This window comes from Prevotella sp. FD3004 (assembly GCF_000746155.1).
Lineage (GTDB): Bacteria > Bacteroidota > Bacteroidia > Bacteroidales > Bacteroidaceae > Prevotella.
In genome coordinates, this window is record NZ_KN050819.1 from 194,120 (window position 1) to 219,695 (window position 25,576).

The window sequence follows — 25,576 nt, forward strand, 5'->3', positions numbered from 1 at the left end:
ACTCTATATTTTTCAGTAAAAAGCGTTTTTCTCGATTTTTTTCGATAATTTTGCACGCTGAAATGTTTTTCTATAGAAATAAAGTACAAAATATGAATAAAATTCTCGCCGGCCTCGTTTTGGCAACCATCACGACAACGGCTATTGCTCAGAGTAACACGAATTCACCCTACAGCCAGTTCGGCTTGGGCGACTTGACCGATCAAAGCGTAGGTTTCAATAAAGGTATGAACGGCGTCGGCCTGGCCATGCGCAAGGGAAATGAGGTGAACCCCATGAACCCCGCATCGTATAGCGCCGTCGACTCGCTGACAATGATCTTCGATGCCGGTCTTTCCGGTCAGACCACGAATATGAAGGAAAACGGTGTCAGCCTCAATGCCAAGAGCGGTGGCTTCGACTATGCCGTCGGTATGTTCCGCCTCATGAAGAACGTGGGCGTGTCGTTCGGTGTCATGCCATATTCGAATATCGGTTATAAGTATTCTTCATCCACCACACTGACTGAGATGCAGACCCGTGTGGCGAGCAACTATGAAGGCTCTGGCGGTCTTCACCAGCTCTATATCGGTGCCGGCTGGAGAATCTTCAAGCCCCTGTCTGTCGGTTTCAACCTGTCGTATCTCTGGGGCGAGTACAACCGCAGCATCACCACCGCCAGCTCGTCGGCCATCAACACGCTGTCTAAGCAGTACACCGCCGACATCAGCAGCTACAAGCTCGACTTCGGTATGCAGTACCAGCAGAAGCTGGGCAAGAACGACTTCGTGACCGTAGGTCTCACCTGGTCGCCAGGCCACAGCCTGAAGTCTGATCCCGAGTGCCTGCTCATCAACAGAAACACCACTATCGGCAAGTCGGATACCACCACCGTCAGCCTTACCGACGGTCTGACGCTGCCCGACGCCTATGGTATCGGTCTGGCCTACAGCCACGCCAACAACTTCCGTGCAGGCGCCGATTTAACCATGCAGAAGTGGGGGAGTGTAGACTTCCCTCATTACGACGGAACCAGCTACACCCTTCGTTCCGACATGCTGAAAGACAGTTACCGCATGAACCTCGGTGCCGAGTGGACACCACGCCCTGCAAGCCGTCAGTTCTTCAGTCGCGTGCATTACCGTTTCGGTGTGGGCTATGCTACACCTTATTATTATATTAGCGGTCAGGAAGGCCCTAAGGAGTATAGTGCCAGCCTTGGTTTCGGTATCCCCATCTTCAACGGATACTATGCTAACCGTTCTGTCCACAGTGCCTCGGTGCTGAACATCGGCTTCCAGTGGGTTAACCGCTCTGCCGACAATCTGATCAAGGAGAATACCTTCCGCATCAATATCGGCTTCACATTCAACGAGAGATGGTTTGCAAAGTGGAAGGTAAACTAGTCGCGACAGTCGCTTTCGCTGCGATGTTATGGTCGTGCAACAAGGCAACGGAGCATACTGCCCCTGCCATTCACGACCGTGACTCCGTCTCCGTGATGACGTCTTATGGCGTCAACACGCTGATCAGCGATTCGGGCGTCATCAAATACAAGATCGTGACCGAACGCTGGGACGTGAACGACGTCAAGAACCCTTCTTGCTGGACCTTCGACAAGGGCGTGTTCTTCGAGCAGTTCGACGAGAAGCTGCACGTCGAGGCCTATATCCAGGCCGACTCTGCGTGGTATTACGACAAGAAGAAGCTCTGGCACCTGCGCGGCAGGGTTCGCATACGCAACAACAACGGCCTGCTCTACGAGAGCGAAGAACTCTTCTGGGACGGCATGCGCCATGAACTCTATTCCAACGTGTACTCTAAGGTCACCACACCCGAACGCTCGATGGAGGGCACCTACTTCCTGAGCAACGAGCAGATGACCCACTATACCGTCAGCAACTCGAAGGGTTCGTTCGAGCGGTCTGACATGACGGGCGAAGAGACCAAGGACGGCCAGAAGGCACCCGCCGACACCGCGAAGACGGAGCCCATATTGCGTCCTCAGACCACGAAACACGCCCGAACAGCCTACTAACCCTGTGAGATATGGATTATGAGATAATTATCTGGCTGCTGGTTTCAATGCTCTTCTCCGCCTTTTTCTCAGGCATGGAGATAGCCTTTGTGGCGAGCAACCGCCTGCGTGCTGAGATGGACCGCGAGAAGAACGGTCTCTCTCAGAAAGCCATCGCCAAGTTCTACCAGCACCCCAACAATTTCGTGTCTACCATGCTGGTAGGCAATAACATCTCGCTCGTCATCTATGGCATCCTGTTTGCCCGCATCTTCGACGCCACGCTCTTTGCACCGTTCAGCGATGGCGTCCGAGTGACGGCCGACACGCTGCTGTCGACCCTCGTGGTACTCTTCACGGGCGAGTTCCTGCCGAAGACTATCTTCAAAAATAATCCTAACACTTTATTGACTTTCTTTGCCGTTCCGGCATGGATCTGCTATGTCGTGCTTTATCCCATCTCACGTTTCGCCACATTCCTGTCGAAGGGCCTGCTGCGCCTGGTAGGCATCAGGATGAAGAAAGGCGCTGAGGAAAGGGAGTTCACGAAGGTCGACCTCGACTATCTGGTGCAGGCCAGCATCGACAATGCCGACAATGAAGACGATATCGGCGAGGAGGTGAGAATCTTCCAGAACGCGCTGGAGTTCTCGGAGACGAAAATACGTGACTGTATGGTGCCGCGTACTGAGATCGACGCCGTAGAAGATACGTCTACCATCGAACAGCTGATGCAGGTGTTCATCGAGAGCGGCCATAGTAAGATACTGGTCTATCATGAAGACATCGACCACGTGATCGGCTACGTCCATTCGTCCGACATGTTCCGCATCCATAACTACCAGCTGACGATTGTCGAGTCACAGCTCATCAGAGAGATATCGTTCGTGCCCGAGACCATGCAGGCCTCGAAGCTCATGCAGCAGCTCATGCAGCAGAAGCGCTCGCTGGCCGTGGTCATCGACGAGTTCGGCGGTACCAGCGGCCTGGTGTCGCTCGAGGACATCATGGAAGAGATCACGGGCGAGATAGAAGACGAACACGATAATACCAACCTCGTGGCCAAGCAGCTTGGCGAGCATGAGTATATCCTGTCGGCCCGTCTTGAGATCGAGAAGGTGAACGAGATGTTCGACCTCGACCTGCCCGAGAGCGACGAATATATGACCGTCAGCGGACTGATACTGCATGAATATCAGTCGTTCCCCAAGCTCAACGAAATCGTCAGGGTAGGGTGTTATGAATTTAAAATTGTAAAGAATACAGCCACTAAGATCGAATTGGTGCATTTAAACGTTGTCGGATAGCGAAAATAATTCATGGAAATTTTGGCTAATTCAAAGAAAAAGCTTAATTTTGCACCCGTTTTTATGAATAAACTTAAAATTAAAAAATAAAATGGCAGCATTAGGAAAAATCCGCAAAAGAGGGGTAGCCCTCGTTTGTATCATAGGCCTCGGCCTGTTCGCCTTCATTGCTGAAGAAGCTTTCCGTTCTTGCGAAGCAACCAAGAACCAGCAGCGTCAGCAGATTGGCGAAGTGTTAGGTAACAAAATCAATGTTCAGGAGTTCCAGGCTCTCGTCGACGAGTATCAGGACGTTCTGAAGATCACTCAGAACCGTGACAACTTCACGGAGGAAGAGCTCAACAGCATCAAGGATGAGGTATGGAGTTCTTACATCAACGAGCAGATCATCCAGAACGAGGCTGAGAAGCTCGGTCTGACCGTGACCGACCAGGAGCTTCAGAACATGCTCAAGGAGGGCACCAACCCCATGTTGTTGCAGACTCCCTTCGTGAACCAGCAGACAGGTCGCTTCGACGTGACCATGCTCACCAAGTTCCTCGACGACTACAAGAAGGCATCAACCAATCCTCAGGTAGCCGAGTCTTACCAGAGCATCTACAAGTACTGGCAGTTCATCGAGAAGCAGATCCGTCAGCAGACCCTGGCTCAGAAGTATCAGGCTCTGATGGCCAACTGTCTTATCTCTAACCCCATCTCAGCCAAGATGGCTTTCGAGGGTCAGAACCAGGAGAGCGACATTCAGCTGGCTTCTATTGCCTACAGCTCAATCAACGACAACGACGTGAAGATCGACGATAGCGACCTCAAGGCAAAGTACGACGAGAAGAAGGAGATGTTCAAGCAGGAGGTAGAGACCCGCGACATCAAGTACGTAGACTTCCAGGTAGTTGCTTCTGCAGCCGACCGCAAGGCTCTGGAGAAGACCATGAACGACGCCAGCAACAAGCTGCAGAGCGGTGCTACGCCTTCTGAGGTTGTTCGCAAGGCCCAGTCACAGTTCCCCTACACTGGTATCGCAGCTACCAAGCGCGCTTATCCCTCTGATATCGCCGCTAAGCTCGACTCTATGGCCGTAGGTCAGACCACAGCTCCCTTCGAGACCAAGTTCGACAACACCCTCAACGTAGTAAAGCTCATCTCTAAGACTCAGATGCCCGACTCAATCGAGTATCGTCAGATCCAGGTTGGCGGCGCTACCGTAGAGGCTGCTAAGAAGACCGCTGATAGCATCTACAACGCACTGAAGGCCGGTGCCGACTTCGAGGCTCTTGCCCAGAAGTACGGTCAGACCGCTCAGAAGCAGTGGCTCACCTCAGCTATGTATGAGAACTCTACCACCATGGACGAGGAGTCGAAGAACTACCTCAATGCCATCAACAGCCTCGGTGCCGGCGAGCTGAAGAACCTTGAGTTCGCTCAGGGCAACATCATCCTTCAGGTAACCGCTCGCAAGGCCATGGTCGACAAGTATGACGTAGCCGTTATCAAGCACACCATCGATTTCTCTAAGTCTACATATTCTGAGGCTTACAACAAGTTCAGCCAGTTCGTAAGCGAGAACAAGACCATCGAGGATATGGAGAAGAACGCCGCTAAGTTCGGTTTCACCGTTTCTCCCCGCAAGGACCTCTACAACTCAGAGCACAACGTGGCTGGCCTGCGCGCCACCCGCGAGACCATGAAGTGGATCTTCGCTGCCAAGGAGGGTGAGGTTAGTCCTCTCTACGAGTGCGGCAACAACGACCACCTGCTGGTAGTAGCCCTGACAAAGGTTAACCCCGTAGGCTACCGTTCACTCGACGGCGTGAAGGACATGCTGAAGAGCGAGGTTCTCCGCGACAAGAAGTTCGAGCAGATCAAGGCCAAGCTGGAAGGTGTGAAGGACATCGCCGCTGCTCAGGCCAAGGGTGCTAAGATCGACTCTGTCAACCAGATCACTTTCGGTGCTCCTGTATTCGTACAGTCTACAGGTGCCAGCGAGCCCGCTCTGGCAGGTGCTGTCTCAGCTGTTAAGGCTGGCGACTTCAGCAAGGCCGTTGTCAAGGGTAACGGTGGTGCATACCTGTTCAAGGTGCTGAAGAAGAGCAACCGTGAGGGTGTGAAGTTCGACGCTAAGCAGGTTGAAGCTCAGCTGCAGATGCAGGCTACTCAGGCTGCCCGCGTATTCATTCAGGAACTGTATCAGAAGGCAGGCGTGGTAGACAACCGCTATCTGTTCTTCTAATAATCAGAATAATCAAATAAAAAAGCCCCGCCGAATCGGTGGGGCTTTTTTTTGTTATCGGATGTACGTTGCTTCAAAGCCGTAACAGGTCACGCCTGGGGGCGCGTCGGTCACATCGCTGGTGATGTCGCCATAATTGAAACCGCCGAACGTTACCGTTTTCCCGTCGAACTTCTTCAGTTTATTACTGTTGTGGATTCCCCAGATATAGTAGCGTGCACTGTCAATCTCGATATAGTGGTCGCGGGCATCCTGAGCCGTCTGTACATAGGGAGACTGTGGTATGTAGTGCAGCGTACCAGTGAGACCTTCAACGTATGGTGTAACAGAATAGACGCAGGTCCAGTTTCTGACATTATAGAGTTCCCTTTCGGGTACCGTACTTCCGTCCTCATAATAGAATTCACAGTGCATGCATGAACTTAACATGTCAAAGATGTAATAGACGGTCTTGTCATGCAGAGTGCCCTTGTAGACCTTATCCCAATCGTTTACAGGGCGGACTTCCAGTTTCTTATTGATGTGTTCGATCAACCAGGCGGGCAACTGATTTGTAGGTACCAGGTTCACAGCCACGTCCTCGTCAATGCCGTAAGCGTGGATATAACCGTTCTCTGCATTAGACCACTCAGGGTCGTCGTCGCTTGAACAACCCACGAAGAGCGTCAAACCAACAATCATCGGAAGTGCCTGCCATAAGCGTCGGCACGTTTTCAGGATCATCATAATTTTTCTCATATTCTGTTAAGTTTTAGGGGTTTACTACTATCTTTATAACCTCTCAGCCCTGCTGAATACTGCATGCCCTGAGTATGAATTATGATTCTTTAACAGTTGAGATATTCACCAACTACATTCTCGATACACGGACAGGCCTTGTGCGGGTTCAGGTCGTGATGACCCACGATGAGCGCCCGGGGGTAGCGCCCGCGCAGGTCTTTAAGCAACCTGCGCAGCGCTACTTTCTGCTCCTCCGTGCGGGTGTCGGCGGGTTGACCTCGGGCGTCGAGCCCGCCCTCGTAGCACACGCCGATGGAGTGGCTGTTGTGGTTCTGGCAGTGGGCGCCCACCATGTATTCCGGACGACCGGTCTCAATCTGTCCGTTACGACGGACCACGTAGTGGTAGCCGATGCCGAGGTGGAAACCCCGCTGGCGGTGCCATGTGTCGATCTGAGCGGCCGAAGAAGTCTGGTCGGGTTTCACTGCCGAACAGTGAATCACAATCAGAGTGATGGTTCTCATCATTTGATGCACGACTGTGCAAAGAAGGTTGTTATCACCAGGGCAATCATCGATCCGATGAACTTCAGGATCTTCCCGATCTGCGTTTTCTTCAATTTAATCATAAAGCTGAAATTCTTAAATTAAACATTCTTCATTTTTCTTTTTTGCAGGGTAGGTCCCTTGAAACACTACTCTCCGGAAGAGGTGGCTGACTGCTGCTGGAGAATCCAGTCAGCCAGCGGCGTTACCTTCTTACCATACTTCTTGTTCTTCGGATTCGTCTCACTGGGTGTGAGGTCGATTTTCTCCTCCACGCCATAGGTCGCAAGGGCACACTTGCTCTTGAACACGCGTGACGTGATATTAGCCTCGCCAGTGCCCTCGGGGATAAATCGGATATGGACGCCCTTGATGTAAACCGAAGCGTTCCATTTGCCTGCCAACAGCTCCTCCCTGCTGATGCCGTTTTTTTCTGCCTCGATGGTAGGCATGAACGTGCCGAGCCCGTCAATCTTCACGGGGTTGCCCTGCGACAGGAGCTCGACGATGCATCCCGACATCTTCTTGAGCACGCCCTCGATCACGTCGGCACCGTAGATGCTGTTGTGCTCAGCCATGTGACGGGTCAGACCGTCGAGCGAGATGGTCTCCTTCTCCTGAGGTTTGGGATAGTACTTGCCGTAAGCGGCGTTCAGCGGGTTTTCGTTCTTTCTGAGGTTGATTCCGAACTGAGGATTCTTTACTGCCATGATTTTTGAATTTAGAATTAAAAAACTTAGAAACTTGAGTGCAGTGACTCAGAGATTGTCGTAATGAAACTATGGGATTGTCGTAATGAAACTACCACTTAGTCGTAATGAAACCCTCACTCAGTCGGCGCCTTACTGTCGGTCGGGGTGCGACTCTCTCCTTGTTTGCAACGGCAAAGTTACAACATTTCGGAGGGCGCTTCCGGCTTTAGGCCACGCAGGTCGAGATAAACCGCATAAGTCGAGATAAACCATGTTAATCGTCGATGTCGATGCAGTATTTCTCAGCGAGAAACATCACAACGTTTGGTGGCAGCACACGGGCATTTGCTTTCAGTCCCATGGCCTCCAACTGCTCTGCATGAGGCTTCAGCCACTCCCTCAGCGTGTCGACGCTCACGCCTGCCTTATAGGCCAGTTCACTTTTAGTCATTGCTTTCATAATCTGTTGTGTCATTTAGGTTTTTTGAAAAACTTTCCGCGCGTACGTACAGGAACTTTTCTGCTACTGACTGAGTTCACGTACGTACGCAGGAGAAAGTTTGGCTGTTTTTCAGAACGGCTCTGCAGAATCGGTATCCGTCTTTATCATGTGAGCCATCTGACGCCCCAGGGCGTTGATCTCCTCGGGCATGCGTCTGACGGCCAGATAGCCGTGCATGCCGTCGCACTCGACACTCTGGAATCCCAGTTCGAGAAAAGCCTGATCGAGCGCCTCGATGTGCAGCTTATGGGCGATGTTACCCGACATCTGCTGCAGGGCTGTGCCGGTGTCGATAAACTCACCGGTGTCGCCGCCACTTGGCAGACGATAGTAGCGATATACCAGCTGCTTCTCGATGTTGGCCACCTTGAAGCGGTTGTTACGCTTGTCGATGGCCACGGTGTCGTTGTCGGAGAACCAGTACTGGAATCTGTTGCGGTACAGATAGTAAGCCTGTGCATAGATGCCCTTGTAGTTGAAGGGCTGGCGTATAGGCGACTCGATGTGCTCGACCTTGAAGGCCAGCCAACGACGGGTGCCCGTAGGGTCGTTCAGGAACTTCTCGTTGTTGCCCGTGCCGCAGAACGATGCGATGTGCGGACGGTGCTCTACGTAACGGCCGTAGGCAGGGCGTGCGTCGATGTACGAGAGCGTGATGGCACGCTTCATCTCGTTCATCTCGCGCCTGCTCATGGTGTCGAGCTCCTCACAGCATATCAAGCCATATTGCGACATGGCGAGCAACGCATCCTTGTCGGTACGACCTATTCCCATCTGGGTGCTGAAGTAGCTGCGCAGTTCGGGAGGCAGCAGATGGTTCATCCAAGTGGTCTTGTAGATGCCCTGCTTACCGATAAACACCAGTATCATGTGGTTCACGACTTCGGGATTGAGCCACGACGCCACCATCGCGACGAGCCACTTACGGAAACACTCCACGAAGATGCGCCAGTCGTCGAAGTCGCCCTCAATGCTCACACCTGCAGCAGTGCTGAGGATATAGTCATCACCGTCGTACGACGGCAGACTGTCGAAATAAGCCTGGAACGGGTTGAAGTCTTTCACGAAGTCAGAGCCCACCAGATGGTCAATCACGTCGCGCTTCACATTCTTCACCTTGCTGATGTGCCGATAGAGGGTGTTGAGCGTTTTATCATCGAAGTTGAGCCACGCCCCGCTGCCTTCCACGGCCCCGTCCTCCAGCCAGCGGTATTCCCGCCGTCGTGTAATCAGGTTATGGCGCAGCTCTATATGCCGACTCAGCCATTCTTCAATCTCCTCAGAGCTCATATACATCTCCCTGTAGTTCTCCTTGCGTTCTCTCAGCCCCTCCCGGCTCTTGACCCGACTGGTCTGCCGCCTGCACCCTTCCTTGATCTCCCAAACCAGGAAAGGGTCGGCCATAGGGTTGTAATAGGCGTCACCGTCGCGGGCCAGGGGAATACACCTGCTGGCATCCTTGCCCTTCTTTACCGACTGTGCGCCCAACAGCTGCTCATAGTAATCGTTGCCGTAGAGAAAGGCCTTCCTGTAGAACTGACACTGGAGCCGGAGTTCGTAACCCTGATCGAGTTCGTAAGGGTAGAGGATAACGAGACTGTCGGCTACCGTGAACAGCATCAGAGTGTGCGGGTCGTCACGCGCCTCTTCACGGAGCTTCGCCATACTGTCGTGGTCTAGATGACTGAACACGGCTGCTGAGAGCTGTGATAAACACGTGAGGTCTTTCTGATGGATGCCACCTTCATACACGCCCTGTACCATCAGTACAGGCTGGTAGCCCGGCGGCCATTCACCGTTTTTAATGTTCTCGGCCACTTGCTGAATGGTCATCCGTTGCGGGCAAGTGTCCTTACTGTGACTTAGTAGTGATAATTGATGATTAAACATAGTTATTGATGGTAAATATTTTTACGTCTATTGAGTGCGCGCTTGATCGTGTCCTTCCTCGTTTTGATGTTTTCGTTAGAAGCCAGATTGGTGTTTTCTGCCAGATAAGCAATCAGTTCAGGCTGACTGACGGATAGATATCCCTTGGCGATGACCCAAACAAAATGTTGGTACACTTTCCATTTCATTCCGGGCTTAAATTTAAACTCTAATTTAACTAAATCTCTAGGATTTGTGGACTTCGTAGCCTCGCTAACCTGATCACAATCCCTCACGATTCTCATTGCTTCGTTCCTGAATTCCGGCACGAAGAGTTTTAAAAAGGTGTTGGCCTTTTTTCTGTTATTCTCCATTTTTTCTTGTTGTTTTTGTTGGCTTAGATTTGTGCCGAAAGTCTAGTCAACACGTCCCCTTGCCTATGTTGTTTTTGTTTACATTGTGCCTACAAAATTAGTAATAAAGAACTATATGAGCAAACATTCTTTGCTTTTTTTCCCTAAAACACGGTCCAAACCCAAAAATTCATGTCCCGCCTTTCCCTCCATCCCCCCAAAAAACACCAATTTTCCGCCCGATATCTGCCATTATCCGCCATACATAAGATAGCCGAAAAAGATGCTTTTCATTTTTCATCAAAAAAATTCTCTTTTATCATTTCTTTTTCGTATCTTTGCAATCAATATTAAAATCGTAAAAACAAAATTAATGATAAACATAAGAAAACTTGAAGCAGAGTTGTGGGAATCTGCTGATTTGCTGCGTCAGGGAAGTAAACTGACGAGCAACCAGTATTGTATGCCTGTGCTGGCTTTGCTCTTCCTGCGTTATGCCTATAGTAGATATAAGATGGTTGAAGCAGAGATTCTGCAGAGCCGCCCCATGCGTGGTGGGCGAGTGATGCCTGTAGAACCCAGCGACTTTGCAGCTAAGAGTGCCCTCTATCTCCCTAAGGAAGCCCAGTTCGACTATCTGGTGAATCTGCCGGATAATATCATCGCTGCTGGATTAAAGACGAAAGACGGTAACGATATCAACTCCTTAGGCGAGGCTGTGAACAATGCCATGCAACTGGTGGAAGACCAGAGCGAACAGCTCATAGGTATTCTGCCCAAGACCTACACCAACTTCTCAGATGAACTGTTGCGCGAGTTGCTGCGTATCTTCAACAATAAGACCATCGATGAAGTAGGGGGCGACGTGATAGGGCGTATCTACGAATACTTCCTCTCTAAGTTTGCCAAGGCAGTAGCCAGCGATGATGGCGTTTTCTTCACGCCTAAGTCACTGGTAAAAATGCTGGTAAATGTACTGGAGCCTAAGCAGGGCGTGATGCTTGATCCTGCCTGCGGTAGTGGCGGTATGTTTGTGCAGACGGGTGACTTCGTGAATGCTGCAGGCATGAATGCCAACACCAACATGACCTTCTTCGGACAGGAGAAGGTGGAGTATAATGCCCAACTCTGTCTGATGAATATGGCTGTGCATGGACTGAATGGAAAGATTGTTTCTGGCGATGAAGCCAACTCGTTCTATCATGATGCCCACAATCTGGTAGGCAAGTGCGACTATGTGATGGCCAATCCGCCTTTCAATGTGGATAAGGTAAAGGCTGAATCTGCCTCTGCTGCAGGTCGTCTGCCCTTTGGATTGCCTGGCGTGAATGCCAAGACGAAGGAGATTGGTAATGCCAACTATCTTTGGATCAGTTATTTTTATGCTTACCTGAATGAGCATGGACGAGCTGGATTTGTGATGGCCAGCTCTGCTACAGACAGTGCCAATAAAGATAAGGATATTCGCGAAAAGCTGGTTAATACAGGCGATGTAGATGTGATGGTAAGTGTAGGTAATAACTTCTTCTATACGCTGTCTCTGCCTTGTTCGTTGTGGTTCTTCGACCGCAATAAAAACGAAGCCATCCGTGATAAGGTGCTCTTCATCGATGCCCGTAACTATTATACTGTTGTCGACCGTACCCTGAATGAATGGACGGAGTGGCAGCTGCGCAACCTGCAAGCCATCGTACATCTGTATCGTGGGGAAAAAGAGAAGTATCAGCAACTGCTCGTAGAATATAATAATGCCGTTGATGAAGCTGTTGCTGCTTTAAGAGAACAAGGCCAACCTTTCAGCGATCTTATCGACAAAGATACCCAAGCCCATTTCTGGGGCATAATGGGCTGGATTAATGATGCAGGGCATGACTATGCAGAGCTGAAAAAGAGAGTAGAAGACCAAATAAGACAGACAAAAGCCTGTGTAAAATCTGCTGAAGAATTTATTGAAAAGCGCAAGGTGAAAGCCATGCGAAAGGCTGGTGATGGCTTCTGCGAATACCTTAATGAAATCCTTACTATCATTAATGAGCGCGAATGGCTTGTATCTAAGTTTGGTGAGGATGGTCAGTACCAGGATGTACTGGGCCTCTGCAAGATTGCCACCATTCAGGAGATAGCAGAAAAGAACTACTCGCTGACACCTGGTGCCTACGTAGGCGTCGCTGAGCAGGAAGATGATGGTGTCGATTTCCATGAGCGCATGAACGAAATTCATGCCGAGTTGGCAAAACTGAACAGCGAAGCCAATACTTTGATGGAAGAGATTCAAAAAGCTTGGGAGGAACTGAAATGAGCAAGATGTCTTTCCGCTTCTATAAGGACCATGAGGTTAGAGCCATTTGGGATGAAGAAAAGTCCCAGTGGTGGTTTTCTATCGTGGATATTGTTGCAGCCATTACCGAAAGCCCCAATCCGCGAAAATATTGGAGCGTGTTGAAAACCAGGCTGAAGAAAGCAGGAAACGAGTTGACTACACGCTGTAGTCAACTGAAAATGACTTCAGCCGATGGAAAACGCTACGCTACCGATTGCTTTGCACAAGAGGATATCATCAATCTGGTAAGGGTGATTCCAAGTCCCAAGACAGCCGATTTCCTCGATTGGTTCATTTATAGTGACAACACCATTGACGGACAAAGCAAGAAGAAAGCTTATACCCTCGTTGAGAGTGGCTTGTTAGAAACGCTGAAGCCTGGTACTGTCAAGGCTTTACAGCAGATTCATGCTTATCTCTTTGGTGGTCTTTACGACTTCGCAGGAAAGATACGCACGAAGACCATTTCAAAGGGTAATACGCTGTTTTGCCTGGCAGAATATCTGCACGATAATCTGAAGACTATCGAGCAGATGCCGGAGACGACATTCGATGAGATTGTCGACAAGTATGTGGAAATGAATGTGGCTCATCCTTTCATGGAAGGCAACGGACGTTCTACTCGTATCTGGCTTGACTTGATTTTCAAGAAGCGATTGAAGATGTGTGTGGATTGGAGTAAGATAGACAAGAAAGACTATCTGGACGCGATGATTGCGAGCCACATGGATAGTACCAGAATCCGCGAACTGCTAAGACAGGCAATGACAGACCGTATTGACGATCGCGAAATCTTCATGAAGGGTATTGACTATTCCTATTACTACGAACAATCTGATTTTGTGAGTGAGGAGCCAAACTCGTTTGAGCTTGACCGAACGAGAGGATTGTCGAATGAAATTCAACAGGAGGATGGCGCAGAAGTAATTGATGAAGGAAAGGAGGGCCAGGCATGAGTGAGTGGAAGAAAGTGAAGTTGGGAGAGATTCTCCAAGTGAAAAAGGGTGAATACATAACTAAGAAGGATGCAAAGGAAGGTATTTATCCTGTAATACTTGGTGGAAAAGAGCCCGCATATTATATTGACAGATATAATCACACAGGGAAAGCTATTGTTATTTCCAGAAGTGGCGCATCTGCTGGATATGTTTCATTTTGGAATGAACCGATCTTTGTTACGGATGGTTTTCTTATTGAGCCAAAGGATGATGTAAATTTTGAGTTCCTCTATTATATATTAAAAAGCAAGCAAAGGGAACTACATAATACCCAAAAGGGTGCTGCAATTCCACATGTTACACCAGCATTAATTGGATCCATAGACGGTCTATTACCTGATGTAATCACTCAGAAAGGCATTGTTTTAGTCCTCTCTCGTTACGACTCATTGATAGAGAACTATCAGAAGCAGATAAAGCTATTGGAGGAAGCAGCGCAGCGACTTTATAAAGAATGGTTCGTTGATCTCCACTTCCCTGGCCACGAAAACACAAAGATTGTCGACGGCGTTCCATATGGGTGGGAGAAGAAAAAGGTAGGTGACATTACTCCAATAAAAACAGGAAAGAAGGATGCTAACTACGGAACCTCTGATGGTGATTATCCTTTCTTTACATGTTCACAAGAACCAATTAAAGCACCGTCGTATTCTTTTGATGCGAATGCTGTTATTCTTGCAGGAAATGGAGATTTCAATGTTAAGTTGTATAGAGGTAAATTTGAGGCATACCAAAGAACGTATGTTCTTGAACCTTACGACTCTTCAATGCTCTATCTCTTATATTATTGTGTATATGTGAACATAAATAAACTTGCAACTGGTGCTAGTGGTTCTACCATCAAGTTCTTAACAAAAGGTATGATTGATTCTCTAGAGATGTTTGTCCCAATAGAAACAATTGTGGCACGTTTCAATCAGTATATAGAGTTCGTTCAAAGTGAGAAAGAAAGGATTCTGTCTCAAATCCACCTCCTGACAGAGGCCAGAGATCGCTTGCTACCTAAATTGATGAGTGGCGAGATATTAGTATAAAACAATTTAAACACTATAACTTATGGTAACAACTATTATTTCTATTATTTTGAGTGCTATAATTGCATTTTTCATTGCAAAATGGCAAATGAAAAAGAATAAGATAGTGCATTTCTCTATTAATTCTTATGACATTGGTAAAGGGTTAAGTAATGAATTCCCAGAATTCCAACTTCACTTTGGCGGTGAAGGTTTAGCAGATAATGTTATGGTTCTTAAAGGTGGGTTCATGAACACTGGAAGAAATGATATAAATGCACTAAAAGGAGATGCCGATATTAAAATAATTCTACCAGAGGAATGTAGGGTAAAAGCTGTAAAGGTATTTCCATCAACAGAAGGTTTAATAGTTACCGCAAATAAAGATAAGGAGAATATCATTAACTTCGGTATCAGTGAATTATTTAAAACCAATGAATATTTCAAATACACTGCAATAGTTGAAACATCTGGAAACATAGAATATTTGTATGATGAATTAGTTTTTCAACATAGAATATTAAATACAGAAAAAATACGTAATGCACACATCGGGCAACATATAAATAGATTCAGAAAATCAATATATAAATTGATTCTACCTACTTATCTAATAATGTGTTTGTTGTTTGTTCTTTTATCTATATATCAGAAAGTAAATTTCAAAATATATCAAGAATCGACTGGTAAAGAAGTAAAAATACATATAGATCCGCATTCTAATTTATATGTTGATGAAGGAATTTCTGTTCCATTTATTACTGATGAGATAATATCTCAAAAGGAACTCAATGAGGATTACAGAATCGTTCCTATAACAAAATTTAGATGGAATAATGTAGAGTTTGTTACGGCAATCATTATATTCCTAGTTTTAGTAGTATTTTTGTGTCTTCATTATTATCTGTTTGGTTCTGATTCCCATATTATAAATGTGATTTCAAAAAACGAGAAAGATAAAATTCAATAATAGCATTATATGGCAAAGGACTATAGCGAAGATCAACTGATACAAAAGAGTACAGCCGAGTTCATGGAAAAAGAACTGGGTTGGAAGAGCGTCTATGCTTTTGACCAAGAGACATTAGGCGCAAATGGTACGCTGGGGCGAAACGGCTACCATGAAGTGCTGTTGACACGTCATCTGGGGCAGGCCCTGAAGCGACTGAACCCCTGGCTGACGGAGAAACAGCTGCGGGAGTGCATGGAGCGTATGACGGAGCACATGAGCTCGCAGACGCTGATGCAGATTAACGAACAAAAGTATCAGCTGATTCGTGATGGTATCGCTGTAACTCGCACAAAGCCTAATGGCGAGACGGAAGAGGTGAAGGCAAAGGTCATAGACTTTGCTTCGCCAGATAAGAACGAGTTCCTTTGCGTCAGAGAGTTGCAGGTGCATGGTGCCTTGTATCGTCGCAGGGCAGACATCGTGGGCTACGTGAATGGCATCCCCTTGTTGTTTATGGAGCTGAAGAACCACGATGTGGAGGTGGTGGATGCTTTCAACAAGAACTATCGTGACTATCTGGATACCATCCCGCAATTGTTCTATCATAATGCCTTCATCATGTTCAGTAATGGACTGGAGGCAAGAGTGGGAACGATTGATTCGAAATGGGAGTTCTTCCATGAGTGGAAACGACTGACAGAGGGAGATGCCGGTAACATGAAACTGCAACTGCCGGTGATGTTGCAAGGTATCTGTAAGAAGGAGAACTTCCTGGACCTGCTGGAGAACTTTATCCTATATGACCATAGCGGAGGAAGGATAGCTAAGATTCTGGCTCGTAACCACCAGTATCTGGGTGTGAACCAGGCTGTGGAGATGTATCGCAACCGCCAGTACCTGAACGGTAAGTTGGGCGTGTTCTGGCACACGCAGGGCAGCGGTAAGAGTTATTCGATGCTGTTCCTGGCACAGAAGATTCGCCGTAAGTTTGAGGGCTCGCCCACGTTCCTGATTCTGACAGACCGCGACGAGCTGAACAAGCAGATCAGTGATACGTTTGAGAACTGTGGACTGCTGGGTAATGTAAAGGCCAAGGCGTTTATCGCCAGCAGTGGCGAGGACTTGAAAATGAAGCTGAAGGGGAATCCATCGTTTATTTTCTCGCTGATTCAGAAGTTCAATGATGCTAATGCAGACCCTATCTATCCTGACCACGACATTATCGTGATGAGTGACGAGGCCCACCGCACGCAGAACGGTATCTTTGCAGACAACCTGATGCACATGCTGCCAACGGCTCATCGTATCGGCTTCACTGGTACACCATTGCTATCGAATGATAATATCACGGCACGTACGTTTGGTGGATATGTGAGTATCTACGACTTCAAACGGGCTGTGGAGGATAAGGCTACAGTGCCCCTTTATTATGAGAATAGGGGAGAGAAGCTGCAGGACCTGAAGAATCCGGAAATCAACGACGAGATAGCGGCTGCTTTGGAAATGGCTGGCGATCTGGATGCCTCGCAGTTAGCCAAACTGGAACGTGAGTTTGCCAAGGAGGTTCATCTGCTGACAGCCAAGAAGCGTCTGCGCATAGTGGCTCAGGATTTCGTGCGTCATTACACCGACCTCTGGACTTCAGGAAAGGCGATGTTCGTCAGTTACAACAAGGTAACGTGCGTCCGGATGTATGATTATGTGCAAGAATACTGGCAGCAGGAGATTAAGCATTTGGAGCAGGCGATAGAGAAATGTGACTCACAACAGGAGGTGCAGGAGATGCAGCGCAAACTGGCGTGGATGAAGGAGACGGATATGGCTGTGGTGGTATCGCAGGAACAGAACGAGATACAGACTTTCCAGAAGTGGGGCTTGGATATCAAGACTCATCGCGAGAAGATGGAGAAGCGCGAGCTGGATAAGGAGTTTAAGGACAATAACTCGTCACTGCGTATCGTCTTCGTCTGTGCCATGTGGCTGACTGGTTTCGACGTGAAGACGCTCTCGTGTCTCTACATCGACAAACCCATGAAGGCGCATACGCTGATGCAGACCATTGCCCGTGCCAACAGAGTGGCGGAAGGCAAGACGAACGGACTGGTGATAGACTATATCGGTATCGTGAAAGCCTTACGACAGGCTTTAGCTGATTATACGGCTAATCCTGAAGGTCATGATGGCAATGATCCTACAGTGGATAAGAAAGAACTCATCAAGCATGTGCTGGAAATAATCGCTGCTGCTACAGATTTCTTAAAAGAACACGACTTTGAACTGAATAATCTGATTCGTGAAGAGAATTTTATGAAGTTGTTCTTGCTGAAGGAGGCTGCCAACGCCATGTGCGAAACAGCGGAGATACGTAAGACCTTCTGTACCTATGCTACCACGCTGCTGAAGCTCTGGAAGTATCTGGATCGTGAGGATATCACAGCAGAGATCAAACAACAGAAGGATGCCATCGAGGCCATTTATAAGGAACTTCAGAAGAAACGCCAGCATGCAGACATCACAGACCTGAGCGTTGCTATCAATAGTATTGTGAATGATCACTTGGAAATCGATTCGAGTAAGACTCATGATGATGGGCCAACTCGTTTCGATATCAGTGGTATTAACTTTGAACTGCTTAGGCGTGAGTTTGCCAAGAGTCGTGAGAAGAATCTGGTGTTGAAGGATATTCAGGAGTTGCTACAGGAGCGTATCGCCCAGATGTTGGCAAAGAATCCATCACGCATCAACTTCTACGAGAAATATCAGGAGATTATCCATGATTACAACAACGAGCAGAACAGGGCTACTATCGAGAAGACTTTCGATGATTTGATGAAGTTGTCGAACGAGCTGACAGAGGAAGAAAAACGTTATGTGAGCGAAGGATTTGAGAACGATGAGCAGCTCTCGATGTTTGATATCCTGATGAAGGATAATCTGAGCAAAGAAGACATTAAGAAGATCAAGAAAGTGGCGGTAGAACTGCTTGACAAGATCAAGCAGCAGTTGGCAGGTATGGATCATCCCTTCGACAAACCCAACACCAAGGCCACCATCATTGTTACCATTCGCGATGTGCTTTGGCAGGAACTCCCAGAGAGCTATAGCGAGGAAAGCATTCCCCAATATCGCGATGCTGTATATAATTACGTGAGCCAGCACTATAATGGCGTGGCATAAATGTAAAACTTCAGAAACCTAAACATTAAAAAAATATGAGAGCTAAGTTTACCGTTGTATTGTTGCTGTTTGTATGCCTGAGTGTTTTTGGGGCACAAACAACGCCTGTTACCGTTAGTCAACAAGAATCTGTTTCGCAGCTGCAAGCAGAAAACGAAGCGATGAAGAAGCAACTGGAGAATCTGGAGAAGGAGGTTGAACTGTATCGCGGGGATATTAAGGATGAAATCTCAAGAGTGAATACCAATATGACTCTTTGGTTTGCTGCTATAGCATTAGTGATGGCTATTCTTGGTGTCTGTGCTCCATATTTCATAAATAAAGATAATAGAGAACGCTTGGAAGAAAGGTTTTCCGAAATGAAGGAAGATTTAGGAAACCAAGTTCAAACTGCAGCAGATCAGGCAACGACAGCTACAAATCATGCAAGTAAAGCAAAAGAATCATTCGAAGAAATACAATCTCAGATAAAATCAGTTAAGGATCAATTAGCATCTGCATCAGAACAAGTTAAAGAATCTACCATACAAGCAATAAAAGCAGAAACAGCATCTGACTATATGCAGTCACAGATGAAAAACATTACTGAACAAGTATCTTCTGCGACAGTACAAGCTATGGTTGCTACAGAACAAACGAAACAGGCTAAACAGGCTGTTGAAGAGATAGAAAAATTAAAGAAGCAGGTATCAAAAATACAAGAAAAGATCAATCAAGATACAATTGCTGCTGAGAATGCAGCAAAAGAAGCCAAAGCAAGCCAATTGTTTGCTGAAGCTTTGAATGAAGAGAATTCACTTAAGGCGATAGATTTGTATTCAAAAGTTCTAGAAATTAATCCAAATTATGCTGATGCATATAACAATCGTGGAATATTGAGAAAGAACATGAAAGATCATGAAGATGCACTTCAGGACTACAATAAAGTAATAGAACTTGCTCCAAATGATAGCGATGCATATTATAATCGAGGAATATTAAGAGAAGAAATGAATGACCAAGCAGGTGCACTTCAGGATTATGATAAAGCAATAGAGCTTGATCCAAATTGTGGCGATGCATATTATAATCGAGGAATATTAAGAGAGGAAATGAATGACCAAGCAGATGCTCTTCAGGATTACAATAAAGCAATAGAGCTTGATCCAAATAATGTCGGTGCTTATAATAACCGAGGCAATTTAAGAATGGAAATGAATGACTATGAAGGTGCTCTTCAAGATTATAATAAAGCAATAGAACTTGCTCCGAATGATAGTGACTCTTATAACAATCGAGGCAATTTAAAAATGAAAATGAATGACTATGAAGGTGCTCTTCAAGATTATAATAAAGCAATAGAACTTGCTCCGAATGATAGTGACTCTTATAACAATCGAGGCATATTAAAAAAGGAGATGAATGACATAGAAGGCGCTCTTCTGGATTATAATAAAGCAATAGAACTTGATCCGAATAATGCTGACTCATATAACAATCGTGCAGATTTTTATTTGCAAATAAAAGACTTGGATAATGCATTAAAAGACGCTAACAAATCAATCGAATTAGGCGGTGAATACTTTTCTTATGTCACCTTAGGTGAAATCTTTATGGCAATGAATAATTATATAGATGCGATAAATGCTTTTACTCAGGCGATATCATATGATCCTAATAGTATAGAAACGTTGGAATATCGGGCTAAATGCTATCGGAAATTAGCAGAAGCAGAGCAAGACCCTGCAAAGAAAGCGGATTTGATTGCTAAGGCTGAAGCTGATGAGAAGATAGTTAAATCATTGAAGAAAAAGAAAAAATCCGGGAATGGAGAAAAATGATGAGGGGAATGGAAAATAAAGCAGATGACTACAGAACTGCACGATAAACTGCACGATAAAGTTCCTAATAAAGTTCCTAATAAAATTCCTAATAAACCATATAACCAGATGAGTAATTTATTGTATCTTTTACTTGCTATAGTCTTTGAGACGGGGGCTACTTCGCTTTTGAAGATGGCGGAGGGATTTACACGGCCATTGCCAACGGCTGCTTCTTTGGTGTGTTACCTTGTGTCGTTGTATTGTCTCAGCGTGTGCTTGAAAACGATTCCTATTGGGGTGGCATATGCCATTTGGTCGGCACTGGGGATTGTTCTTGTTACCTTGATCGGGGTCATCGCCTTCAAGCAAATGCCTGACTGGGGGGCAATCATCGGGCTGAGCTTGATTATCGCAGGTGTCGTGGTGCTGAACCTGTTCTCAAAGATGACTGTACATTAAAAATAGCAGCTCTAAAGGTGCTTTAGAGCTGCATAAAGTCTAGAGTCTAGAAATCGAGACGATAGAAGAAGTTGGGCAGGGAGATGCCGCTCTTGTCGTAGCGCAGCTGGCCGGTGTTGAGGTCGTAACGCTCGGCATAAGGCGTCTCGTTCTGCAGGATATTCAGTCCCTCGAAAGCAATGGTGTGACTCACCTTCTTGCCTGTTATCTTGTAGCTGACGGTGAGGTCGAGGATGTTGGTGGGGTCGAACTGAAGGGTCATGACCTCGTCATCCTTATAGATGGGCTCGTCGTCGAGGATGCCTGCTGCTACCCGGGCTTTCATGGCTGCTAAGTCGATAGGGGTGTGGCGCAGACCGCCCTGAAGGGTGTACTTCATACTGATGTTGAACACGTTCTGCTTGCGTTTACCCATCATCCACTCTTTACCGCACAGCAGCTTGATCATATAACCGCGATCGTAGAGCTGATTGCGCCACTTCTTGTCGAGACCACGATATTCTGACTTGAAGAGTGAGGCGTTGACCTGTCCGTAGAAACCGCGGGTCATGTATTGCTCGAGTGTGACGTCGGCGCCGTAATTGCGGGTGTTACCCTTGTTGACGAGTGGCTCGTCGATGAAGTTGAACAGGCGGTTGACGGTGCAAAAGGTGGAACCGTCGATGCCCACAGGGGTGTCGAAGCCATACTGATAGTAGGCGTTGAAGCGGAGATTGAGGTTGTCGGTGAACTTGTAGCTGTAGGTGGCCAGCACGTGATGGGCCTTTGAGAGACCAAGGTCTTTATTGACCAGACGGCCAGCGGCATCGCGTACGAAATAGGCATCGAGCTTCTCGATCATCGAATGCAGACCATAGCCGATGGAGAACGAGTTCTTGGCATCGGGCTCCCATCTCAGACTGACACGGGGCTCTACGCTGAAATCCTCGGACAGCAGGAAATAGGAGGCGGAAACACCGAGGTTGATGCTCAACCCCTCAGCAGGCTTCCACAGGTTGGACCAATAGAGACTGGCCAGACCGGTATCGCTCTTGGTGTCGTAGAGCGGCGTGGCGGGCACGGGTTCATAGACGTTCTCGGCCGTGCGATAGCTGAGGTTGAAGAAACGGTGTGAGTATTCGCCGCCTATTTGGGTGAGCCAGCGTGGCGTGACTTGTTTAGAAAACTCGGTGTTGAAGACTAAACGGTCTTCGTTCTGCTTGAGATAGTAGAAAGGATACTCCTTGCCATCGAAAGAGACTGGTTTGTTGTCGGCATCGAAAACAAGACCTACATAGTTCATATCGACCTTGTTATGCTGCATGTTATAGGCAGCGGTGGTGCGCCAGACCCATTTGTTGTCGAAATGGATCTTGTGGGTGGCTCCTGCCACGATATTATACAGATGACCTGTCTGGCGTGAAGCATCGTAGACGGTATGTGTGTCCTCGATGTTCATATCCGTATCGTCCGATTTGTCGAAGAAACCCAAGGAGAAGACCGAGAAGGTGCCTGCGTGCTTAGTGGGGAAGTTGAGTTTCAGCGAAAAATCGCTGAAGTCGTAGTCGGTGTCCACGATGTCGATAAGCCCCAACTTACTGGCCAGACTGGTGAAACCATAGCGGAAGTTGAAGATGTAGCTGGAGTTGCTTTTCTTGGACAGCGGACCTTCGGAGGTGATTTCTTCGGACACGGTACCTATCTGAATGAGATGCTCGTGTTTCGAACTGTTGCCGTTGCGCATCTTAACATCAAACACACCGCTGAGCGCATTGTTATAGTTGGCATTGAAGGTGGAAGTGAAGAAATCGGAATTGCCGATGACATTAGAGTTCAGTGCACTTACCATGCCGTAGCCTGCATCGTATAGGCCGGAAAAGTGGTTGGGCGTGAAGATCTCGATGCCCTCCAGACGGTACTGCATGAACTGGGGCGCGTTGCCATGGACGGAGATGCCGTTGCCATCGCCTTGGCCTGCCACACCAGCAAAGGCGGTCACCAGACGTGCGGGGTCATTATAGCCGCCTGCGTAACGGCTGGCCTCTTCCATAGACAGCATGACACCGCCAACGAGAGCCGTGGGGTTTACTGTGGCTGCCTTGTTGACACGGGGACGTACAATGACTTCGCCCAGCTCCTGGCTGTTCTCACGCAGGGCTATATCGATGACGACCTCCTTGGTTCCTGCCACGAGTACTTCTTTCATGATGCTGGGCTCGTAGCCAATATAGGTAGCCTCGACGGTATAACGACCTGAGGGACTGACATTACCAATGTGGTAGTTGCCGTCGATATCGGTGATGCCGGCTTTGTCGGTAAGTTCGGTAATCTTGACGGTAGCACCAATGAGGGGTTCGCCGCTGATAGCGTCGGTAACAGTGCCGCGCAGTGTCTGGGCATGGGAATAACTCACGCAAAACAGCAGGATAACTGCCTGCAGAACAAATAGGTTCTTTTTCATAATTGTTTTTAATTAAAAGTGTTAATAGATTGATGATGTCTTGATATCTTTTTATTGGGGATGGTATTCGAAGTGCTGGTAGTCTTTCTTCGTGCGCCAGGAACCACCCCAGCTGAAGCCGTGCTTGAGGAAGAGGCGGTAGCAGAGGTCGCCTTTCTCTATCTTGTAGCGATAGCTCTTGCTGCGGTCGGCATAGGGTTTGCCTGTGGCGGGTTCTACTATCTGACGGCCTCGTTTGTCGTAACGGATGTAGGGGTTGTAGAGGGGATTGATGTCGATAGCGAGACCACGTGCGTGGTAGGACAGCTTCTGAGTGCCCGAGACGGTGCGATAACAGAAACAGCTGGAGTTGTTGGCGCGCATCTGGCGCTCGTCGTCGGCATCGTAGTCGTCGGCCAGACGGATGCGCTGGATGGGGTAGTGGGCCTTGTAGAGCTCACGGAAGATGGACAGCAGCTTGGAGGCTATCAGACGGTTACAGATGAGTTCGCCCTGATGGGGCTGATTGTCGTAGTCCCAATGGAGCACCCGCAAGTAGCGCAGGTCGCTGCGCTGGATATAGGGATTGGCCACGTAGGTCTTTCCCTGCATCTTCTGCCATATGCTGTCGGGAATCGACTCTGCGGTGAAACCTTCCTGCGCATGGAGCGCCGGGAAAGGGATAAGGGTTAATAGATATAAAAGCAATAAACGGTACAACCTCATTTATTTTGCTACTTTTTTGTTTCCTTCGATATAGACACCATGACGAACCGGCTCCTGATCGAGACGGATGCCGTCGATGGTGTAGTATTGGGTGTTAATAGATTCATCTGTCCTCGTGGCACGTATGCTGGAAGAGAGACCCTTGAACTCTTTGACGGCTTTGTCGACCTGCTCGAGGAACTCACGGCTGGAGTGAAGACGGGCATAGACGACACTGCCTACAAGGCGACCTGCCTCGACGTCGGTCTGCCAGTGATAGCCTGTGATGACACGACCCTGACCGAACTGGTAGGCGCGCTTGAGAAGGGCATCCTGACTGGTGCGGGTGATCTCGGAGATGACCAGGGCCATGAGCCAACTTCCTGAGGCGTGACCTGATGGGTAAGAGCCTGTATCGTAAAGGCTGGCCTCATCGTCGGGATATGATGTGCCTTCGTTCAGCTGTACATAGGGACGTTTGCGCATGTAATAGGCCTTGGCTTCCTGAGTGGCTGCATTGCCAGAGGGGTGAACACGGTTGATGAGTTCGTAGATCTCGGGGGTCGTAGAGGCTGAGATGTTGACTCCCAGTATCTGGGAATAAATCTCACAGAAATGCTTGGCATCGTATTCTACATCATCGATGGCCGTCTGTCCCTGCTGATCGTTATAGCGTATGCTCTTACCGTCGTTATAGGCCATCATGTCGTAGGCAAAACGGATGCACTGCGAATCGGGTGGAACGGGGAGATAGGTGAGCGAACTGGGCAGGTCCTTGGTGTCGATATACGGACCATCGTCGGCACGGGTGGTGGCAGGGGTTCTGGTGCCTGTTATCTGTTCGTACTCTGACTTGGCGGCGGTAATCATCTTACTGAAGCCGTCGTGCGTATGCAGGCGCGACAGAACAGCACTGGCTATGAGACAGCCTGCATAGGTGTCGCTATCCCAGCTGTAGCCTGAGATGACGGCACTGGTGCCGAACTGAAGGCCACGGGCGAGCAACTGATCCTGGCGGTCGTTGCACACCTCGGTGAGAATGAGGGCGCAGAGCCATCCGGTAAGTGCCTGAGCCGAGGGATAGGAACTGACGGAGCTATACTGATTCTCACTGCCCGGGAGGAGCGAGGACTCGTTGAGACGTGTATACGGGCGACGACTGAAGAAGGCTGTCTGACCAGCCTGTGTGGCTAAGTCGCCATAGCGCATGCCGTACTCCAGAATGGAGTAGATCTGAGGGGTCTTGGAATAGGATAGCTCTATACCCAGCACTTTTGAGAACATGGTCAGATAGCTCGACAGGTCTAATGACATATCACTAATGGCCTGTTCGCCCCGACTGGTATTACGCACACTCTTGCCCCAGGTGTACTGCGCATAGTCGTTGACATACCACATGGACAGTTCGCTTGGCGGACCCGGCAGGAAATCGGGGGCATTGGGAACATCCTGTGCATGGAGGTTCATGCACAGGACGGTTGAGATGATGAATATTAGTTCTTTCTTTTTCATTTCACTAT

General features: G+C 48.1%; 20 protein-coding genes. 11 read left to right on the forward strand and 9 right to left on the reverse strand.

Annotated features, from left to right (window positions below; translation table 11 throughout):
- Positions 1-92: 92 nt before the first annotated feature.
- From T325_RS07775 to T325_RS07790, 4 genes are all read left to right on the forward strand, one after another.
- Positions 93-1,385 (forward strand): membrane protein, encoded by a 1,293-nt coding sequence (locus tag T325_RS07775; protein ID WP_036913519.1) that lies wholly within the window; start codon positions 93-95, stop codon positions 1,383-1,385.
- The gene (gene lptC, locus T325_RS07780; protein ID WP_081911105.1) at positions 1,358-2,017 is read left to right on the forward strand and encodes an LPS export ABC transporter periplasmic protein LptC; all 660 of its coding nucleotides are present in this window, start codon (positions 1,358-1,360) and stop codon (positions 2,015-2,017) included. Before T325_RS07775 ends, lptC begins: the two co-directional genes overlap by 28 nt.
- 11 nt (positions 2,018-2,028) lie before the next feature.
- On the forward strand, positions 2,029-3,303 hold the full coding sequence (locus T325_RS07785) for a hemolysin family protein (RefSeq protein ID WP_036912183.1): 1,275 nt from the start codon (positions 2,029-2,031) through the stop codon (positions 3,301-3,303).
- Positions 3,304-3,394: 91 nt separating this feature from the next.
- Positions 3,395-5,530: a SurA N-terminal domain-containing protein gene (locus T325_RS07790; protein ID WP_036912185.1), complete on the forward strand. Its 2,136-nt coding sequence runs from the start codon at positions 3,395-3,397 to the stop codon at positions 5,528-5,530.
- A gap of 54 nt (positions 5,531-5,584) precedes the next feature.
- Here the strand turns inward: T325_RS07790 and T325_RS07795 are convergent, their stop codons facing one another.
- From T325_RS07795 to T325_RS07820, 6 genes are all read right to left on the reverse strand, one after another.
- Entirely contained in the window at positions 5,585-6,268 is a 684-nt protein-coding gene (locus tag T325_RS07795; RefSeq protein WP_146063148.1) for a hypothetical protein, read from the reverse strand.
- 89 nt (positions 6,269-6,357) lie between these two features.
- Positions 6,358-6,774, reverse strand: a complete 417-nt coding sequence (locus T325_RS07800; protein WP_036913524.1) for an N-acetylmuramoyl-L-alanine amidase — start codon at positions 6,772-6,774, stop codon at positions 6,358-6,360.
- Positions 6,775-6,944: 170 nt separating this feature from the next.
- The gene (locus T325_RS12405; RefSeq protein WP_051949786.1) at positions 6,945-7,505 is read right to left on the reverse strand and encodes an HU family DNA-binding protein; all 561 of its coding nucleotides are present in this window, start codon (positions 7,503-7,505) and stop codon (positions 6,945-6,947) included.
- 256 nt (positions 7,506-7,761) lie between these two features.
- Positions 7,762-7,947, reverse strand: a complete 186-nt coding sequence (locus tag T325_RS07810) for a DUF4248 domain-containing protein (RefSeq protein WP_143058282.1) — start codon at positions 7,945-7,947, stop codon at positions 7,762-7,764.
- Between the two features lie 111 nt (positions 7,948-8,058).
- Positions 8,059-9,879 carry a VapE domain-containing protein gene (locus T325_RS07815; RefSeq protein ID WP_081911107.1) on the reverse strand — a complete coding sequence of 607 codons (1,821 nt, stop codon included), beginning with the start codon at positions 9,877-9,879 and terminating at the stop codon, positions 8,059-8,061.
- A gap of 2 nt (positions 9,880-9,881) precedes the next feature.
- Complete coding sequence (locus T325_RS07820) at positions 9,882-10,232, reverse strand: hypothetical protein (RefSeq protein ID WP_036912192.1); 351 nt, start codon at positions 10,230-10,232, stop codon at positions 9,882-9,884.
- Between the two features lie 352 nt (positions 10,233-10,584).
- Between T325_RS07820 and T325_RS07825 the strand changes: the two genes are divergently transcribed.
- The 7 genes from T325_RS07825 to T325_RS07860 all read left to right on the forward strand — a co-directional run bounded on the left by T325_RS07825 (position 10,585) and on the right by T325_RS07860 (position 20,932).
- Positions 10,585-12,510, forward strand: coding sequence for a class I SAM-dependent DNA methyltransferase (locus T325_RS07825; RefSeq protein WP_036912195.1), 1,926 nt, complete (start codon positions 10,585-10,587; stop codon positions 12,508-12,510).
- Positions 12,507-13,487, forward strand: a complete 981-nt coding sequence (gene fic / locus T325_RS07830) for a protein adenylyltransferase Fic (RefSeq protein ID WP_081911108.1) — start codon at positions 12,507-12,509, stop codon at positions 13,485-13,487. The genes T325_RS07825 and fic overlap by 4 nt, the downstream gene beginning before the upstream one ends.
- Positions 13,484-14,563 (forward strand): restriction endonuclease subunit S, encoded by a 1,080-nt coding sequence (locus T325_RS12595; RefSeq protein WP_081911110.1) that lies wholly within the window; start codon positions 13,484-13,486, stop codon positions 14,561-14,563. The genes fic and T325_RS12595 overlap by 4 nt, the downstream gene beginning before the upstream one ends.
- A gap of 22 nt (positions 14,564-14,585) precedes the next feature.
- A complete protein-coding gene (locus T325_RS07845; protein ID WP_036912198.1) occupies positions 14,586-15,512 on the forward strand; it encodes a hypothetical protein in 927 nt (308 codons plus the stop codon).
- Between the two features lie 9 nt (positions 15,513-15,521).
- Positions 15,522-18,671 carry a type I restriction endonuclease subunit R gene (locus tag T325_RS07850; RefSeq protein WP_036912201.1) on the forward strand — a complete coding sequence of 1,050 codons (3,150 nt, stop codon included), beginning with the start codon at positions 15,522-15,524 and terminating at the stop codon, positions 18,669-18,671.
- A gap of 35 nt (positions 18,672-18,706) precedes the next feature.
- A complete protein-coding gene (locus T325_RS12410) occupies positions 18,707-20,491 on the forward strand; it encodes a tetratricopeptide repeat protein (protein WP_051949788.1) in 1,785 nt (594 codons plus the stop codon).
- 108 nt (positions 20,492-20,599) lie between these two features.
- The gene (locus tag T325_RS07860) at positions 20,600-20,932 is read left to right on the forward strand and encodes a DMT family transporter (RefSeq protein WP_036913540.1); all 333 of its coding nucleotides are present in this window, start codon (positions 20,600-20,602) and stop codon (positions 20,930-20,932) included.
- 46 nt (positions 20,933-20,978) lie between these two features.
- On the opposite strand, the gene T325_RS07865 is transcribed toward T325_RS07860, so the two are convergent.
- The 3 genes from T325_RS07865 to T325_RS12415 are packed head-to-tail and all read right to left on the reverse strand — an operon-like array spanning position 20,979 to position 25,568.
- Positions 20,979-23,372 carry a TonB-dependent receptor gene (locus T325_RS07865; RefSeq protein WP_051949789.1) on the reverse strand — a complete coding sequence of 798 codons (2,394 nt, stop codon included), beginning with the start codon at positions 23,370-23,372 and terminating at the stop codon, positions 20,979-20,981.
- 51 nt (positions 23,373-23,423) lie between these two features.
- The gene (locus T325_RS07870; protein WP_036912204.1) at positions 23,424-24,077 is read right to left on the reverse strand and encodes a M15 family metallopeptidase; all 654 of its coding nucleotides are present in this window, start codon (positions 24,075-24,077) and stop codon (positions 23,424-23,426) included.
- Positions 24,078-25,568, reverse strand: coding sequence for a phosphatase PAP2 family protein (locus T325_RS12415; protein WP_051949790.1), 1,491 nt, complete (start codon positions 25,566-25,568; stop codon positions 24,078-24,080). It lies immediately after the preceding gene.
- Positions 25,569-25,576 lie beyond the last annotated feature (8 nt).